Origin of the sequence: Pseudomonas vranovensis DSM 16006 (assembly GCF_000425805.1) — a bacterium.
Classification (GTDB): domain Bacteria; phylum Pseudomonadota; class Gammaproteobacteria; order Pseudomonadales; family Pseudomonadaceae; genus Aquipseudomonas; species Aquipseudomonas vranovensis.
Map to the genome: position 1 here is coordinate 162,619 of NZ_KE384457.1, position 14,494 is coordinate 177,112.

15 protein-coding genes are annotated in these 14,494 nt (G+C 61.1%); 9 read left to right on the top strand and 6 right to left on the bottom strand.

The window, feature by feature from the left end:
* Positions 1-53 precede the first annotated feature (53 nt).
* From H621_RS0124645 to sthA, 3 genes are all read left to right on the top strand, one after another.
* Entirely contained in the window at positions 54-1,517 is a 1,464-nt protein-coding gene (locus H621_RS0124645; protein ID WP_036990390.1) for a glyceraldehyde-3-phosphate dehydrogenase, read from the top strand.
* 73 nt (positions 1,518-1,590) lie between these two features.
* Positions 1,591-2,592 (top strand): FAD:protein FMN transferase, encoded by a 1,002-nt coding sequence (locus H621_RS0124650; protein ID WP_036990391.1) that lies wholly within the window; start codon positions 1,591-1,593, stop codon positions 2,590-2,592.
* 201 nt (positions 2,593-2,793) lie between these two features.
* Positions 2,794-4,188, top strand: coding sequence for a Si-specific NAD(P)(+) transhydrogenase (gene sthA, locus H621_RS0124655; RefSeq protein WP_028945935.1), 1,395 nt, complete (start codon positions 2,794-2,796; stop codon positions 4,186-4,188).
* Between the two features lie 42 nt (positions 4,189-4,230).
* Here sthA and H621_RS0124660 read toward each other — a convergent pair whose 3' ends face one another.
* Positions 4,231-4,953 carry a glycerophosphodiester phosphodiesterase gene (locus H621_RS0124660; RefSeq protein ID WP_028945936.1) on the bottom strand — a complete coding sequence of 241 codons (723 nt, stop codon included), beginning with the start codon at positions 4,951-4,953 and terminating at the stop codon, positions 4,231-4,233.
* 27 nt (positions 4,954-4,980) lie between these two features.
* Complete coding sequence (locus H621_RS0124665; protein WP_028945937.1) at positions 4,981-5,568, bottom strand: PilZ domain-containing protein; 588 nt, start codon at positions 5,566-5,568, stop codon at positions 4,981-4,983.
* Positions 5,569-5,662: 94 nt separating this feature from the next.
* Here H621_RS0124665 and H621_RS0124670 point away from each other — a divergent pair, with 94 nt between their 5' ends.
* From H621_RS0124670 to H621_RS0124680, 3 genes are all read left to right on the top strand, one after another.
* Positions 5,663-6,913: a lipoprotein-releasing ABC transporter permease subunit gene (locus H621_RS0124670; RefSeq protein WP_028945938.1), complete on the top strand. Its 1,251-nt coding sequence runs from the start codon at positions 5,663-5,665 to the stop codon at positions 6,911-6,913.
* A 7-nt stretch (positions 6,914-6,920) separates the two neighbouring features.
* Complete coding sequence (gene lolD, locus H621_RS0124675; RefSeq protein WP_177431073.1) at positions 6,921-7,604, top strand: lipoprotein-releasing ABC transporter ATP-binding protein LolD; 684 nt, start codon at positions 6,921-6,923, stop codon at positions 7,602-7,604.
* Positions 7,605-7,676: 72 nt separating this feature from the next.
* Positions 7,677-8,921, top strand: a complete 1,245-nt coding sequence (locus H621_RS0124680) for a lipoprotein-releasing ABC transporter permease subunit (protein WP_028945940.1) — start codon at positions 7,677-7,679, stop codon at positions 8,919-8,921.
* Between the two features lie 65 nt (positions 8,922-8,986).
* Here the strand turns inward: H621_RS0124680 and H621_RS0124685 are convergent, their stop codons facing one another.
* A complete protein-coding gene (locus tag H621_RS0124685) occupies positions 8,987-10,348 on the bottom strand; it encodes a heavy metal sensor histidine kinase (RefSeq protein ID WP_028945941.1) in 1,362 nt (453 codons plus the stop codon).
* On the bottom strand, positions 10,345-11,025 hold the full coding sequence (locus H621_RS0124690; protein ID WP_028945942.1) for a heavy metal response regulator transcription factor: 681 nt from the start codon (positions 11,023-11,025) through the stop codon (positions 10,345-10,347). Before H621_RS0124690 ends, H621_RS0124685 begins: the two co-directional genes overlap by 4 nt.
* Before the next feature lie 156 nt (positions 11,026-11,181).
* Between H621_RS0124690 and H621_RS0124695 the strand changes: the two genes are divergently transcribed.
* Together H621_RS0124695 and queF are read left to right on the top strand one after the other, a co-directional pair.
* Positions 11,182-11,676 (top strand): cupredoxin domain-containing protein, encoded by a 495-nt coding sequence (locus H621_RS0124695; protein ID WP_028945943.1) that lies wholly within the window; start codon positions 11,182-11,184, stop codon positions 11,674-11,676.
* Positions 11,677-11,744: 68 nt separating this feature from the next.
* Positions 11,745-12,575 (top strand): NADPH-dependent 7-cyano-7-deazaguanine reductase QueF, encoded by an 831-nt coding sequence (gene queF / locus H621_RS0124700; protein ID WP_028945944.1) that lies wholly within the window; start codon positions 11,745-11,747, stop codon positions 12,573-12,575.
* Between the two features lie 47 nt (positions 12,576-12,622).
* Here queF and H621_RS0124705 read toward each other — a convergent pair whose 3' ends face one another.
* Both H621_RS0124705 and pcrP read right to left on the bottom strand, forming a co-directional pair.
* On the bottom strand, positions 12,623-12,886 hold the full coding sequence (locus H621_RS0124705; RefSeq protein WP_028945945.1) for a DUF4404 family protein: 264 nt from the start codon (positions 12,884-12,886) through the stop codon (positions 12,623-12,625).
* Positions 12,887-13,010: 124 nt separating this feature from the next.
* On the bottom strand, positions 13,011-13,580 hold the full coding sequence (gene pcrP, locus H621_RS0124710; RefSeq protein WP_028945946.1) for an HAD superfamily inactivated hydrolase PcrP: 570 nt from the start codon (positions 13,578-13,580) through the stop codon (positions 13,011-13,013).
* Positions 13,581-13,808: 228 nt separating this feature from the next.
* Here pcrP and H621_RS0124715 point away from each other — a divergent pair, with 228 nt between their 5' ends.
* A complete protein-coding gene (locus tag H621_RS0124715) occupies positions 13,809-14,483 on the top strand; it encodes an MlaA family lipoprotein (RefSeq protein WP_371919754.1) in 675 nt (224 codons plus the stop codon).
* Positions 14,484-14,494 lie beyond the last annotated feature (11 nt).

A 14,494-nucleotide genomic window follows, 5' to 3' on the forward strand; every position in this document is an offset into this window, starting at 1 on the left:
TTGCTCGATGGGCTGCGGGGCGTCATAATGTAGCCCCTTTTTTCTGTCCCTACATGTGGAAGGTTCCCGTGACTCAGAAGCCCGACCAGTGTCTTGGTGAGTGGATTGATCGTGAAGCACTTGCAGAAGCGATGATCCCGCTTATCGGTCAGCTCTACCGCAATAACAATGTGGTGAGCTCGATCTATGGCCGCAGCCTGATCAACCGTTCGGTGATCTCGATCCTCAAAGCGCACCGCTTTGCCCGTCATCGCCAAACAGACGAAACCGAACTCTCTGTCCACGAGACATTCCCGCTGCTCAAGGCGATGAGCGAGCTGAAACTGGGCGCCGCTTCGGTCGACCTGGGCAAGCTGGCCAACAAGTTCAAGCTCGAAGGCAACGGCCGTAGCGCCGAGCAGTTCGTACGCGAAGAAATGGCTGACGTGGTTGGTCAGCAGAATGCTTCGGCGCGCAAAGGCACCGACGTTGTCCTGTACGGCTTCGGTCGTATCGGCCGTCTGCTGGCGCGCATCCTGATCGAAAAAACCGGTGGTGGCGACGGTCTGCGCCTGCGTGCCATCGTCGTGCGCAAAGGCGCCGAGAACGATCTGGTAAAGCGTGCAAGTCTGCTGCGTCGTGACTCGGTTCACGGCCCGTTCGATGGCACTATCACCATTGACGAAGAAAACAACACCATCACCGCCAACGGCAACCTGATCCAGGTTATCTACGCGAAGAGCCCGTCCGAAGTCGACTACACCCAGTACGGCATCGAGAACGCGCTGATCGTCGACAACACCGGTGTATGGCGTGACGCCGACGGCCTGGGCCAGCACCTGGCCTGCCCGGGCGCTGGCCGCGTGATCCTCACCGCACCTGGCAAGGGCGCGCTGAAGAACATCGTGCACGGCATCAACCACGCCGAAATCACCGCTGACGACAAGATCATCTCGGCGGCATCCTGCACCACCAACGCCATCGTGCCGGTGCTCAAGGCTGTCAACGACAAGTTCGGCATCGTCAATGGCCACGTCGAAACCGTTCACTCGTTCACCAACGACCAGAACCTGATCGACAACTTCCACAAGGGCAGCCGTCGTGGCCGCGCCGCGCCGCTGAACATGGTTATCACCGAAACCGGTGCTGCCACTGCAGCCGCCAAGGCACTGCCAGTGCTCAAGGGCAAGCTGACCGGTAACGCCATTCGCGTTCCAACGCCGAACGTGTCGATGGCCATCCTGAACCTGAACCTGGAAAAAGCCACCAACCGCGAAGAAATCAACGAGTACCTGCGCCAGATGGCCATGCACTCGGATCTGCACAAGCAGATCGATTACGTCAGCTCCCAGGAAGTGGTTTCCACCGACTTCGTCGGTTCGCGCCACGCTGGTGTGGTCGATGCCGAAGCCACCATCTGTAACGATAACCGTGTTGTCCTGTACGTCTGGTACGACAACGAGTTCGGTTACAGCTGCCAGGTTGTGCGCGTGATGGAAGACATGGCCGGTGTAAACCCGCCAGCTTTCCCACGCTAAGCTTCACGGCGTGATCAAAAAACGGGAACCTCTGGGTTCCCGTTTTTTTTTCGCCCATGATCCAGGAGGACGAATGCGCAGAGGGGTGTTGATCAGTGTGATGCTGGTCCTTGCGGCGTGCTCGCCGACGGCGTCGCTGGAGCGCGTCAGCGGGCCGACCATGGGCAGCAGCTATACCGTGCAATATGTGCGTACGGCGGATGGGCCGACACCTCAGCAGGTCCGGCGTGAAGTGGAGCAGGTGCTCGAAGGGGTCGATCAGCGGTTTTCCACCTACCGTCGCGACTCGATGATCGAAGCCTTCAATCGCCTGCCTGCCAATAGCTGCCAGTGGATGCCGGCCGATGTGCTGGAGCTGGTTGCGGTCGGCGAGCAGCTGTCGCAACAAAGCGAGGGTGCGTTCGACCTGACGGTGGAACCGCTGCTTGACCTGTGGGGCTTCGGGCCGCAATCGAGAACAGAGGCAGTCCCCGGCGTCCAGGCGTTGGCTGATGTACGTCAGCGTGTCGGGCATGGGCATTTGCGCATAGTGGGCGAGCAGTTGTGCAAGGATGAAGCCGTGCAGGTGGACTTCAACAGCCTGGCCGCCGGGCATGCCGTCGACGTCCTGGTGGCGCGACTCGAAGGGCTGGGCATCGCGAATTTACTGGTCGAAGTCACCGGTGAGCTCAAGGCGCTGGGGCGCAAGCCTGATGGCAGCGCCTGGAACATTGCCCTGGAATTACCGCGCGACGATCGCCAGATTGCTCGCCAGGTGGTGCCGGTGGATGGTTTTGGCGTGTCTACCTCCGGTGACTATCGCAACTATTTCGAGGAGAATGGCCAGCGCTATTCACATACCTTCGATGCGCGGATGGGCAAACCGGTCAGGCATGACCTGGCGGCGGTGACTGTATTCGACCGCTCGACGCTCATGGCCGATGGTTACTCGACGCTGTTGTTGATTCTCGGGCCGGAGCAGGGGTGGGATTTTGCCCTCGAGCACCAGCTCGCCGCCGTGTTCGTGACCCGTGTTGCCGATGGCTTCGTGTCCCGCGCAACCCCGGCATTCGAGCACGTATTGCTCAAAGATTGAAAGAACCCTGTAGGAGCGGGCTTGCCCCGCGATGAAATACATGTAGTGCAGAGAAAATTAGCCTACGACGCGACCAAGGGTTAATGTGCGCGGCGTTCAAGCTTGATTAGACTGCACCCGAATTTTTTCATGGCGCCCCTGGCGACATGATCTAGCCCCGCTCGCCAATGTGGCGAACGGGCCTGTTCTGAAGGAGTACGCATGGCTGTCTACAACTACGACGTAGTGGTGCTGGGTTCCGGCCCCGCAGGAGAAGGGGCGGCAATGAATGCTGCCAAAGCAGGACGCAAGGTGGCGATGGTCGATAGCCGTCGTCAGGTCGGCGGTAACTGCACCCACCTGGGCACCATCCCGTCCAAGGCCCTGCGTCACTCGGTCCGCCAGATCATGCAGTTCAACACCAACCCGATGTTCCGGGCCATTGGTGAGCCGCGCTGGTTCTCGTTCCCCGACGTGCTCAAGAGCGCCGAGAAAGTCATCTCCAAGCAGGTGGCCTCGCGCACCGGCTACTATGCCCGCAACCGCGTCGATGTGTTCTTCGGCACCGGCAGCTTCGCCGACGAGCAAACCATCGAAGTCGTCTGCGCCAATGGCGTAGTGGAAAAGCTGGTGGCCAAGCACATCATCATCGCCACCGGTTCACGCCCGTATCGCCCGGCCGACATCGATTTCCACCACCCGCGGATCTACGATAGCGACACCATCCTCAGCCTCGGCCACACTCCACGCAAACTGATTGTCTACGGCGCCGGGGTCATCGGCTGCGAATACGCCTCGATTTTCAGTGGCCTGGGTGTTCTGGTGGAGCTGGTCGACAACCGCAGCCAGTTGCTGAGCTTCCTCGACTCGGAAATTTCCCAGGCGTTGAGCTACCACTTCAGCAACAACAACATCACGGTTCGCCACAACGAAGAGTACGAACGTGTCGAAGGCCTGGACAACGGTGTGATCCTGCACCTCAAGTCCGGCAAGAAGATCAAGGCCGACGCCTTGCTCTGGTGCAACGGTCGTACCGGCAACACCGACAAGTTGGGCCTGGAAAACATCGGTATCAAGGTCAACAGCCGTGGCCAGATCGAGGTCGACGAGAACTATCGCACCCACGTGCCGAACATCTACGGTGCCGGTGACGTGATCGGCTGGCCAAGCCTGGCCAGTGCCGCCCACGACCAGGGCCGCTCGGCCGCTGGCAGCATCGTCGACAACGGTAGCTGGCGCTTCGTCAACGATGTACCGACCGGTATCTACACCATTCCGGAGATCAGCTCGATCGGCAAGAACGAGCAGGAGCTGACCCAGGCCAAGGTGCCTTACGAAGTAGGCAAGGCCTTCTTCAAGGGCATGGCGCGAGCGCAGATTGCCGGCGAGCCGCAAGGCATGCTGAAGATTCTGTTCCACCGCGAGACCCTGGAAATCCTCGGCGTGCATTGCTTTGGCTACCAGGCTTCGGAGATTGTCCACATCGGACAGGCGATCATGGATCAGCCGGGTGAGAGCAATACCCTGAAGTATTTCGTCAACACCACCTTCAACTACCCGACCATGGCCGAAGCCTATCGGGTGGCGGCCTACGACGGCCTCAACCGGCTTTTTTGAGCGGCTCCGGCCGGTGGCCTGAGCCGGCCGGGGAGACCGATTTCAGCGATTCTCGAGAGTGGCGCTGGCCAAACCGGGAAAGTCTGTAATCAGGCTGTCTACGCCGAAGTCGGCGAGCCTGCGCATCAGCGCCGGCTCGTTGACTGTCCACACCGACACGTGCAACCCCTGGCGCTGGGCCTTCATCAGGCGTTCCGGGGTGCACAGTGTCCAGTTCAATGCCAGCAGATTGCAGCCATAGTTCTGGGCGACCTTCAGTGGGTCGAGCCAGGCCCTTTCGGCTACCAGCCCCCGCGAGATATCCGGGGTCAGCTCCTGAGCAGCACCGAGGACTTCCCGTGAGCTGGAGGTAATGGTGATCTTGTCGAGCAAGCCGAACTGCAGGGCCATTTCACGAATGGCCAGTACGGTGGTGACGGCGCGCGTGCGCGAGGCGCTCTTGACCTCAAGCTGCCAATGCTCGAAGTCGCACTTTTCAAACAACTCTTCAAGGCGCGGGATGGGGCAGGGCGATACCCATTCAGGGCAGCCTTTGCGGGCGTCGTAAGTCACAAGCTCCGCTGCCGTGTGCTCGACCACCTTGCCGTTACGGCCGGTGGTGCGCTTGAGGGTCGTGTCGTGAATCACCATCAGCTCGTTGTCGGCCGACAGGTGCAGGTCCAGTTCGCAGCGACGCACGCCGTGCCCAAGGCACTGCTGGAAGCTGGTCAGGGTGTTTTCAGGGGCTTCGCCCTTGGCGCCGCGGTGGCCGTAAATCTGGGTCACGTTTGTTCCTTCAAGAAAGAGTGAAACTCAGGAAGCGCTCGGGTTGGTTTGTTCCAGCGCCTGGCGACGTTGTTGCGCCTGCCGTTGCAGGATGTAGCGGGCCAGCAACTGGCGTTGGGCGTCGGTCATATCGATGAACTCGCTGCCTATCTCGTGCCGGCCGTCGGCCTGTGGGTCGCAATGGGTGATCCTGGCGCGCAGCAGCAGTCCCAGGGCCTGGGGCATCAGTACCATCTTCACGGCAATCCGGCTGCCAGCGGCAATGGGTTGGGCCTGGGTGAACTCGATACCGCCTTCCGACAACACGACAGGTTGCGGTGCATTGAGCTGGCCGAGCAGGGTCTGGGCAACCACGGCGCTGAGCAGGTCGATGCGTTTGTTCTGAGCCTTGAGGAACGCCGCCAGGGTACGATCCTTTTCGCTGAGCTGGCGCAGCAGGTGCTGGGATTCGAACTCGCTCAGGTGCAGTTCGCTGAGCAGGTTGAACAGTGGGGAATCATCTTGCAACAAGTCTGTCCCAAGGGCTTCAGCGCCACTCAGTGGGCTAATTTCCAGTGCGATCCGGTCCTCGATACGGTAGTATTCGCGGCGATCTTCTTCATCTAGTGTCGACATGGCGAACCCATGGTAGCGGCGGTGGTCTGAGTGTAAAGCTGCTATTCAAGCCCCGCCACAAGGACGTTCCTCTTTCACCCGAACAAGCCCCGACATGTTCAGACCTCTCTTCGTATTCATTGGTACGCGCTACACCCGTGCCAAGCGTCGCAACCACTTCGTCTCGTTCATTTCCCTGACCTCGATGATCGGCCTCGCCCTGGGCGTGGTAGTGATGATCGTGGTGTTGTCGGTGATGAATGGCTTCGATCATGAAATGCGCACCCGGGTGTTGGGCATGGTGCCCCATGCCACCCTGGAAACCGGCCAGCCGCTCAACAACTGGCCTGCCCTTGCCGATCAAGTAAAGCAGAACCCACGGGTGGTGGCTGTCGCGCCCTTTACCCAGATGCAAGGCTTGCTCACCCATGAGGGCAAGGTGCAGAAGGTGCTGCTCAATGGCATCGACCCTGCCCAGGAACGGCAGGTGTCGATCATCGACAACTTTATCCGCGAGGGTAAGCTCGATGACCTGGCCCCGGGCGACTTCGGCATCATGATCGGTGACAAGGCGGCGGCCAAGCTGGGCGTCGGCATCGGCGACAAGCTGACCTTCGTCGCACCCGAGGTCACCGTCACCCCGGCCGGCATGTTCCCGCGCATGAAACGCTTTACTGTGGTGGGCATCTTTCATGTGGGGGCCGGTGAAATCGACGGCTACCTGGGGCTGACCAACCTTTCGGATCTTTCGCGCCTGCACCGCTGGAAGGCGGACCAGGTACAGGGCCTGCGCCTGAAGTTCGATGACCTGTTCCAGGCCCCGCGCGTTGCCTGGGATATCGCCCAGAAGCTGGGAGAGCAAGAGTTCTATGCCCGTGACTGGACCCGCACCCACGGCAACCTGTACCAGGCTATCCGCATGGAGAAGGCCATGATCGGCCTGCTGTTGCTGCTGATCGTTGCCGTGGCGGCGTTCAACATCATTTCCACCCTGGTCATGGTGGTCAACGACAAGAAGGGCGACATCGCCATCCTGCGCACCCTTGGCTCGACCCCCGGGCAGATCATGGCGATCTTCATGGTCCAGGGTACGGTGATCGGCGTGGTCGGCACCCTGATCGGTGCGCTGGTCGGCATCTTCGCCGCGCTCAATGTGAGCGCCGCGATTGCCGGCATCGAAACCCTGATCGGCCACAAGTTTCTCAATGCCGACGTCTATTTCATCGACTACCTGCCGTCCCAGGTCATGGCCGAGGATGTATGGATGGTGTGCGGTGCGGCATTGGTCCTGAGTTTCCTCGCCACCTTGTATCCGGCCTGGCGTGCGGCACGCACCCAGCCTGCGGAGGCGCTACGTTATGAGTGAGTTGGGCATGAGTGATAAAGCAGTGCTGAGTTGCCGCAACCTGGGCAAGTCCTACGAGGAAGGCCCGGAGTCGGTACAGGTGTTGTCCGGTTTGCAACTGGAGCTGCACCCCGGCGAGCGGGTTGCCATCGTTGGCAGTTCGGGCTCGGGTAAAAGTACCTTGCTCAACCTGCTCGGCGGCCTCGATACGCCAACCCAGGGCAGCGTCTGGCTGGCCGGTGAAGAGCTGTCGGCACTTAATGAGCGTGCCCGTGGCTTATTGCGCAACCGCGCGCTGGGTTTCGTCTACCAGTTCCATCACCTGTTGCCGGAGTTCACCGCGCTCGAAAACGTGTGCATGCCACTGCTGATCGGGCGCACCGCCATTCCTGAGGCTCGTGAGCGTGCTGAAGCGCTGCTCAAGCGCGTGGGCCTGGGGCATCGCCTGACGCACAAGCCGGCCGAGCTGTCCGGTGGCGAGCGTCAGCGCGTGGCGATCGCCCGTGCGCTGGTGAACCGCCCAGGCCTGGTGATGCTCGATGAGCCCACCGGCAACCTCGACCATCACACCGCCCAGGGTATCCAGGACCTCATGCAGGAACTGAGCAGCGCCTCGCAAACGGCCTTCCTGGTCGTGACCCACGACCTCAACCTGGCGCGCCAGATGGACCGTGTGCTGCGCCTCGAAGATGGGCACCTGGTGCCGATCTGATCTGGGCGTGTTGAGTGCCCGCCACCTGCGGCGGGCACCTTGATTCTTTTCTTTACCTGGGTGCTTCCGTTCATGTTCAGACCCTTGTCTATCTTCATCGGCGCGCGCTACACCCGCGCCAAGCGCCGCAACCATTTCATCTCGTTCATCTCCATGACCTCGATGATCGGCCTGTCCCTGGGTGTGCTGGCGATGATCGTGGTGTTGTCGGTGATGAACGGCTTCCAGCGTGAAATGAGCTCGCGGATCCTGGGCATGGTGCCTCATGCCAGCATTCTGGGAGTCCAGCCGCTGGATGACTGGCGGCCAGCAGCCGAGGCGGCGCTGAAGAACCCGCAAGTAATGGCTGCAGCACCGCTGACCGAAATGGAAGGCATGCTCTCGTACAAAGGGGCGATGCAGCCGATTCAGGTCAGCGGTATCGATCCGGCCGAAGAGGGCAAGGTTTCGATCGTCGGCCAGCACATCGTCCAGGGGCGTCTGCAGAACCTCGAACCAGGTGAGTACGGGGTGGTGATCGGTGAGATCACCGCCCGGCGCTTTCGCCTGAACGTCGGTGACAAGCTGACCCTGATCGTCCCGGAAGTGAGCAGCGCACCCGGCGGTATCACTCCGCGCATGCAACGCCTGAACGTGGTGGGTGTGTTCAAGGTGGGGGCCGAACTGGATGGCTCCATGGCCTACATCCACCTGGCCGATGCCGCGCAGATGCAGCGCTGGCAGCCGGGCCAGGTGCAGGGCGTGCGGATCAAGCTCAAGGACCTGTACAGCGCGCCGCAGGTATCCAGGGCCATTGCTGCCGGGCTGGGCGACCAATACCGCGCCGATGACTGGTCGCACACCCAGGGCAGCCTGTTCAGTGCCATGAAAATGGAAAAGACCATGATCGGCCTGTTGCTGCTGATGATCATCGCCGTGGCGGCGTTCAACATCATTGCCACGCTGATCATGGTGGTCAACGACAAGGGTGCGGACATCGCCATCCTGCGTACCATCGGCGCGACACCGGCGCAGATCATGGGCACCTTCATGGTCCAGGGGACCTTGATCGGTATTGTCGGCACCTTGATCGGTGGCGTGCTCGGGGTAATCGCCGCGCTCAATGTCAGTCAGATCGTCGGCTGGCTGGAGCGTGTCAGTGGCCAGCACATCTTCACCTCCGATGTGTACTTCATCAGCAGTCTGCCGTCGGAGCTGCAGTGGGGCGATGTGGCGTTGATCTGCAGCGCGGGGTTGGTAATGAGCTTCCTGGCGACGCTGTATCCGGCGTGGCGCGCATCGCAGGTAGAGCCGGCGTACGCCTTGCGTTACGACTGATACCTGTAGGAGCCGGGCTTGCCCGCGATGCGATCGTTTGGTCGCATCGCGGGGCAAGCTCGCTCCTACCCGGCCATTGGCAATTCAATCACAAACCGCGTCCACCCACCGTTTGATTCCCCCCGAATCGCTCCACCATGGGCCTGCACGATCGATCGGGTAATCGCCAGCCCCAGTCCCGCATGCTCGCTGCTGCCTTCCCGTCGCGCCGGATCGGCCCGATAAAACCGGTCAAACAAGCGCGGCAACAGTGCCGGGTCAATCGGCTCGCCAGTGTTGGCCACCAGCAGGCGCACTTGCTTGCTTTCCACCTCGATGCTGACGCGGATCTCACCGGTAGCGGGCGTGAAGCGCAAGGCATTGTCCAGCAGATTCGACAGGGCCCGGCGCAGCATATTCTGGTCGCCTTCAAGGCTCGCTCTACCCACCCGGGTCAGTGTCACGCCAGCATCTTCGGCCAGGGGCGCGTAGTACTCGATGAGTGCGTCTGCTTCCGCTGCCAGGTCCAGCCGTTGGCGGCTGGGCATCAACAAGCCATGGTCGGCCTTGGCCAGGTAGAGCATGTCGTTGACCAGCTGTGCCATCCACTGCAGCTCCTCAAGGTTGCTGTGCAGGGCTTCACGGTACTCGTCCAGGTCGCGGGGGCGGGTGAGGGTGACCTGGGTGTGGGTCAACAGGTTGGACAGCGGGGTGCGCAGTTCATGGGCAATGTCGGCGGAGAACGCCGACAGACGCTGGAAGGCGTTGTCCAGGCGTTCGAGCATGGCGTTGACGGTTTGCGCCAGCTCCTCCAGTTCGAGCGGCATCTGCCCCTCGGGCAGCCGGGTGGTCAGCGAGCGCGCCGATACCTTGGAGGCCACTTCGCCCATTTGCCGCAGCGGACGCAAGCCACTGCGCGCCGCCCAGGCGCCGAGCAGTGCCGTGGCCAGGGCCGAGAGACCGACCGTCAGCCAGATCAACTGCTGCATGCGCTGAAGAAAGTGCTGGTGGTGAGTGATGTCCAGAAACAGCGTGAGTTGGGCGGACGCTGGATCGCCGCTGTCGAGGTTAACGCACAAGCTTCGGTAATCGCTGCTGGTGCTGTGCAGGGTGCTCAGGCCCGGCATCCGGGGTGAGTCCGGCAGGCCTGCCTGGCTGTCGAACAGGACCTGGCCATCCGTGCCGCGAATACGCACCGCCAGGTCCGCCTGATGGCTCAGCTCCGATTGCAGGTCGCCCAGGCGCGGGGCAAGGCTGGCGGCATCGTGAACACCATCGAGCATCTGGCGCAGCACCGACAGCCGGCTGTTCAGCAGTTGCTGGTCGAGCTCGATGAAATGGATTTCACTGGCGCGACTGAACAGCACGCCAGCGGTGAGTGACACCGCTGCCGTACACGCAGCGAACAGCAGCGCCAGGCGACTGCCCAGGGACAATCGACGCATCAGGCCGCCCGCTCTTCAAGTACATAGCCCATGCCGCGCACAGTATGGATCAGCTTGTGTTCGTGGTTGTCGTCGATTTTCAGGCGCAAGCGGCGGATGGCCACTTCGATGACGTTGGTGTCGCTGTCAAAGTTCATGTCCCAGACCTGCGAGGCGATCAGTGACTTTGGCAGCACTTCGCCCTGGCGTCGCAACAGCAGTTCGAGCAGGGCGAATTCCTTGGCGGTCAGGTCGATGCGTTGACCGGCACGTTCCACCCTGCGGCGAATCAGATCCAGGCGCAGGTCGCCCAGGCCCAAGCTGGTTTCCTGGGTCGGGTTGCTGCCGCGGCGCAGCAGGCTGCGTACCCGTGCCAACAGCTCGGAGAACGCAAAGGGTTTGACCAGATAGTCGTCAGCGCCCAGCTCCAGGCCGTGTACGCGGTCTTCCACGGCATCGCGAGCGGTGAGAAACAGCACCGGAATCTCCAGGCCGGCGGCGCGTACGGCCTGCAGGATCTGCCAGCCATCGCGGCCGGGCAGCATCACATCGAGGATCAGCAGATCGTAGTCGCCCGTCAGGGCCAGGTGCTGGCCGGTGTTGCCGTCGGCGGCAAGTTCGGTAGCAAAGCCTGCTTCACTGAGGCCCTGGCAAAGGTACTGGCCGGTTTTGGTCTGGTCTTCGACGATCAGCAGTTTCATCAGGTGGCTCTTGGACGTGGGTTGCCGGGTGGTTATACCGCGCCGGGCGCTGTGGATGGCCAAGCTGACAAAGTTGTAATCTTTTTGTCAGGTAGCTGCCAGCGCCGGTTTTCTACAGTGAAGCCTGATTCGTCGCAACCCTGGAGTGAGCCTTTGATGAAACACGTTATTTTTGCCGGTGCCTTGGCGCTGTTCAGCCTTCCAGCACTGGCGTCACCGGCGCATTCCTTTGCCTTTGGTGCGCCAGCACCCGCTGCCAAAGCCGACCGCACCGTGGAAGTCGTCATGGGCGACATGTATTACGAACCGCGCAGCCTGCAGGTCAAGGCCGGCGAAACGGTGCGCTTCGTGCTGGTCAACAAGGGCGCGGTAATACATGAGTTCAGCCTGGGCGATGCGGTCATGCATGCCAAGCACCAGAAAGAAATGATCGCCATGCAAGGTCAGATGGACCACGCCGCCATGGGCCACGGCAACATGCAGCAGGGTCAACGCATGAAGCATGACGACCCCAACACCGTGATGGTCGAGCCTGGCAAGCGTGGCGAGCTGACCTGGACCTTCAGCGAGTCCACCCCCATCGAGTTTGCCTGCAACGTGCCGGGACACTACCAGGCAGGCATGGTCGGCAGGCTGACCATCGGCCAATAACAGCCCGATCCCAATGCATGGCACAAACTCTATAAACTAGGGGCATTTTCGTCCTTCAGGTTTGAGCCATGCATCCCGCCGCCGAACATTCCCCGCTGGGTAAATCCAGCGAATACATCGCCACTTACACACCCTCGCTGCTGTTCCCGATCCCTCGCGCCGCGAAATGGGCCGAACTGGGTGTCACTGCCCAGACCTTGCCTTGGCAGGGTGTGGATTTCTGGAACTGTTTCGAGCTGTCCTGGCTGCTGCCTTCGGGCAAGCCGGTGGTGGCAATCGGCGAGTTCGCCATTCCCGCCGATTCGCCGAACATCATCGAATCCAAGTCATTCAAGCTGTACCTGAACTCGCTGAACCAAACAGCATTCGAGTCGTACGATGCGCTGCAGGCCTGCCTTGAAAAGGACCTGTCCGCTGCTGCCGGCAAGCCGGTCAAGGTGCAAATCCGCAGCCTGGCCGAAGTCGAAGGGCAGGGCGTGGTTGCCTTGCCAGGTGTGTGTATCGATGACCTGGATGTCAGCATCAGCAACTACGAACAGCCTCAACCTGAACTGCTGCGCAGCGACAGCAATCGTATTGTCGAAGAAACCTTGCACAGCCACTTGCTCAAATCCAACTGCCCGGTCACCGGCCAGCCGGACTGGGGCAGTGTTACCGTGCATTACCGCGGTGCGGCGCTGGATCATGCCAGCCTGCTGACCTATCTGATCAGCTTCCGCCAGCACGCAGACTTCCATGAGCAGTGTGTCGAGCGTATCTACCTGGACCTCAAGCGTTTGCTCAACCCCGAGTTCCTGACCGTATACGCCCGTTATGTGCGCCGCGGCGGCTTGGACATCAACCCCTACCGCAGCACTGAGGCGGTGACGCTGCCGAACCTGCGCCTGGTTCGCCAGTAACGAAAAAGCCCCGTCCAATGACGGGGCTTTTTATTGCTGACGGGGGTTCAGATACCCATGCTTTGCAGGCTCTGAACGATATTGCGCAAGGTGGCGGTCAGGCCGGGGTGATCGACTTCAAAGCGCTCCACGGCCAGGTTGACGCCATCGACCAGGTTGTTGTCCGGGGTAACGGCTTCCAATTCGATCTTGGCCTCGATCTGCTGCATCAACTCATGCAGGTGGACGCGCTCCTCTTCCGAGAGCGGCGGGTTTTGCTCCAGTTGCTCGCGCAGGGCGTTGAGTTGCTCTTGCAGTTCGCGGGCAGGCATGGGTGATCTCCCTCTATGGATAGGCACATTCATGGACCCCGCCGACGGGCGAAAGGTCCATGCCTTGTCCTACAGAGTAATCCACCGGCGAGCGCTTTGCATGACCCGGATCAAGGGCCCTGCGTCAGGGCTTTTCGCCTTTGAGCCGACGCTGGGCAATATCGGCCAGGCAGTCGCCGAGCGATTCGAGGTGGTCGATTACCGAATGCACGCCCAGTGCAAACAGTTGCAGGGTGGCCTTGCCACGCTTGCGTTCCTGCTCCTGGGGGCTGAGTGCCTGCCACTGCTGGTTGTCGACGCCACAGAGCGAGCTGCAGGTGGCAATGCCGATGGTCCACAGGCCGGCATTGAGCCCCGATTGCAGCAAGCGCGGCTCGCCACTGACCAGCACGCAGCCATCCAGCGTGCGGGTCTTGAGCTTCATCAGTGCCTGCCAGCACGCATCCGGTGCCGGCCATGGCGCAGGCGTGTGGTGCTGGGCCTTGATCCAGTCAGGCAGTGAGCTGGCGATGTGCTCGGCGTCGGCGTCGCTCAATTCGTCCAGCCAGGCGCAGGGCACCCGCTGCTGTTTCAGCCAGTCGAGGGTGTGCAGGGCGCCGGGGGTGGGTTGCGGGAAGTTCGAAGGCTTGCTCACGTCGACGAGGCAGTCGCGCAGACCAAACAGCAAAGCGGTGAAGGCGGGGGAGTCTGGCATGGAAACGTCCCTGAAATACCCTGCAGGCTACGCGGGGGTTGTTACGCTCTGGTTACATTGCCAAGAAACAGATGTTCACAATTTCATGACCTCCTTTGTGTCAGGCTGGTTATCACTGAAAGACCCTTTATACTTGTTTCCTTTTAAACGCCAGGTGCTTGACGCTTGGTGCTGTGACTGTCGAGGAGTAACTCTATGCGTAGGATCGGTACTGATGTGATCGATCGGATGGCGCGGGCCTGTGTCTGTGCAAGCCTGCTGCTGGCGTCGGTCGGCGCGGCCCAGGCGGCCACCGAGGAAGATCCCTGGGAGAGCATCAACCGCCCGATCTTCAGGTTCAACGACACGGTCGACACCTATGCGCTCAAGCCGCTGGCCAAAGGTTACCAGGCAGTTACCCCGCAGTTCCTTGAAGACGGCATCCACAATATGTTCCGCAACCTGGGGGACGTGACCAACCTTGCCAACAACGTCCTGCAGCTCAAGCCGCATGCTGCCGGTGTCGACACGGCACGCCTGATCGTCAACACCACCTTCGGCCTGGCCGGCTTCTTCGACGTCGGTACCAAGATGGGTCTGCAGCGCAACGATGAAGACTTCGGCCAGACGCTGGGCTACTGGGGCGTGGGCAGCGGCCCGTACGTGATGCTGCCACTGCTTGGCCCAAGCACCGTGCGTGACGCCGTTGCGAAGTACCCGGACACCTACACCGAACCCTACCGCTATATCGACCACGTACCGACCCGCAACACGGCACTCGCCGTGGATGTAGTCGACACCCGCGCCAGCCTGCTGTCGGCAGAAAAGATGATCAGCGGCGACAAGTACGTGTTCATCCGCAACGCTTACCTGCAGAATCGCGAGTTCAAAGTCAAAGATGGCGAAGTCGTCGACGACTTTTAAGGCGTGCGAGC

What these genes read in the sequence shown, in the direction of transcription:
- H621_RS0124645 (WP_036990390.1), top strand. Translation starts at nt 54, where the DNA reads ATGTGGAAGGTTCCCGTGACTCAGAAGCCCGACCAGTGTCTTGGTGAG.
- H621_RS0124650 (WP_036990391.1), top strand. Translation starts at nt 1,591, where the DNA reads ATGCGCAGAGGGGTGTTGATCAGTGTGATGCTGGTCCTTGCGGCGTGC.
- sthA (WP_028945935.1), top strand. Translation starts at nt 2,794, where the DNA reads ATGGCTGTCTACAACTACGACGTAGTGGTGCTGGGTTCCGGCCCCGCA.
- H621_RS0124665 (WP_028945937.1), bottom strand. Translation starts at nt 5,568, where the DNA reads ATGTCGACACTAGATGAAGAAGATCGCCGCGAATACTACCGTATCGAG.
- H621_RS0124670 (WP_028945938.1), top strand. Translation starts at nt 5,663, where the DNA reads ATGTTCAGACCTCTCTTCGTATTCATTGGTACGCGCTACACCCGTGCC.
- lolD (WP_177431073.1), top strand. Translation starts at nt 6,921, where the DNA reads ATGAGTGATAAAGCAGTGCTGAGTTGCCGCAACCTGGGCAAGTCCTAC.
- H621_RS0124680 (WP_028945940.1), top strand. Translation starts at nt 7,677, where the DNA reads ATGTTCAGACCCTTGTCTATCTTCATCGGCGCGCGCTACACCCGCGCC.
- H621_RS0124690 (WP_028945942.1), bottom strand. Translation starts at nt 11,025, where the DNA reads ATGAAACTGCTGATCGTCGAAGACCAGACCAAAACCGGCCAGTACCTT.
- H621_RS0124695 (WP_028945943.1), top strand. Translation starts at nt 11,182, where the DNA reads ATGAAACACGTTATTTTTGCCGGTGCCTTGGCGCTGTTCAGCCTTCCA.
- queF (WP_028945944.1), top strand. Translation starts at nt 11,745, where the DNA reads ATGCATCCCGCCGCCGAACATTCCCCGCTGGGTAAATCCAGCGAATAC.
- H621_RS0124705 (WP_028945945.1), bottom strand. Translation starts at nt 12,886, where the DNA reads ATGCCTGCCCGCGAACTGCAAGAGCAACTCAACGCCCTGCGCGAGCAA.
- pcrP (WP_028945946.1), bottom strand. Translation starts at nt 13,580, where the DNA reads ATGCCAGACTCCCCCGCCTTCACCGCTTTGCTGTTTGGTCTGCGCGAC.
- H621_RS0124715 (WP_371919754.1), top strand. Translation starts at nt 13,809, where the DNA reads ATGGCGCGGGCCTGTGTCTGTGCAAGCCTGCTGCTGGCGTCGGTCGGC.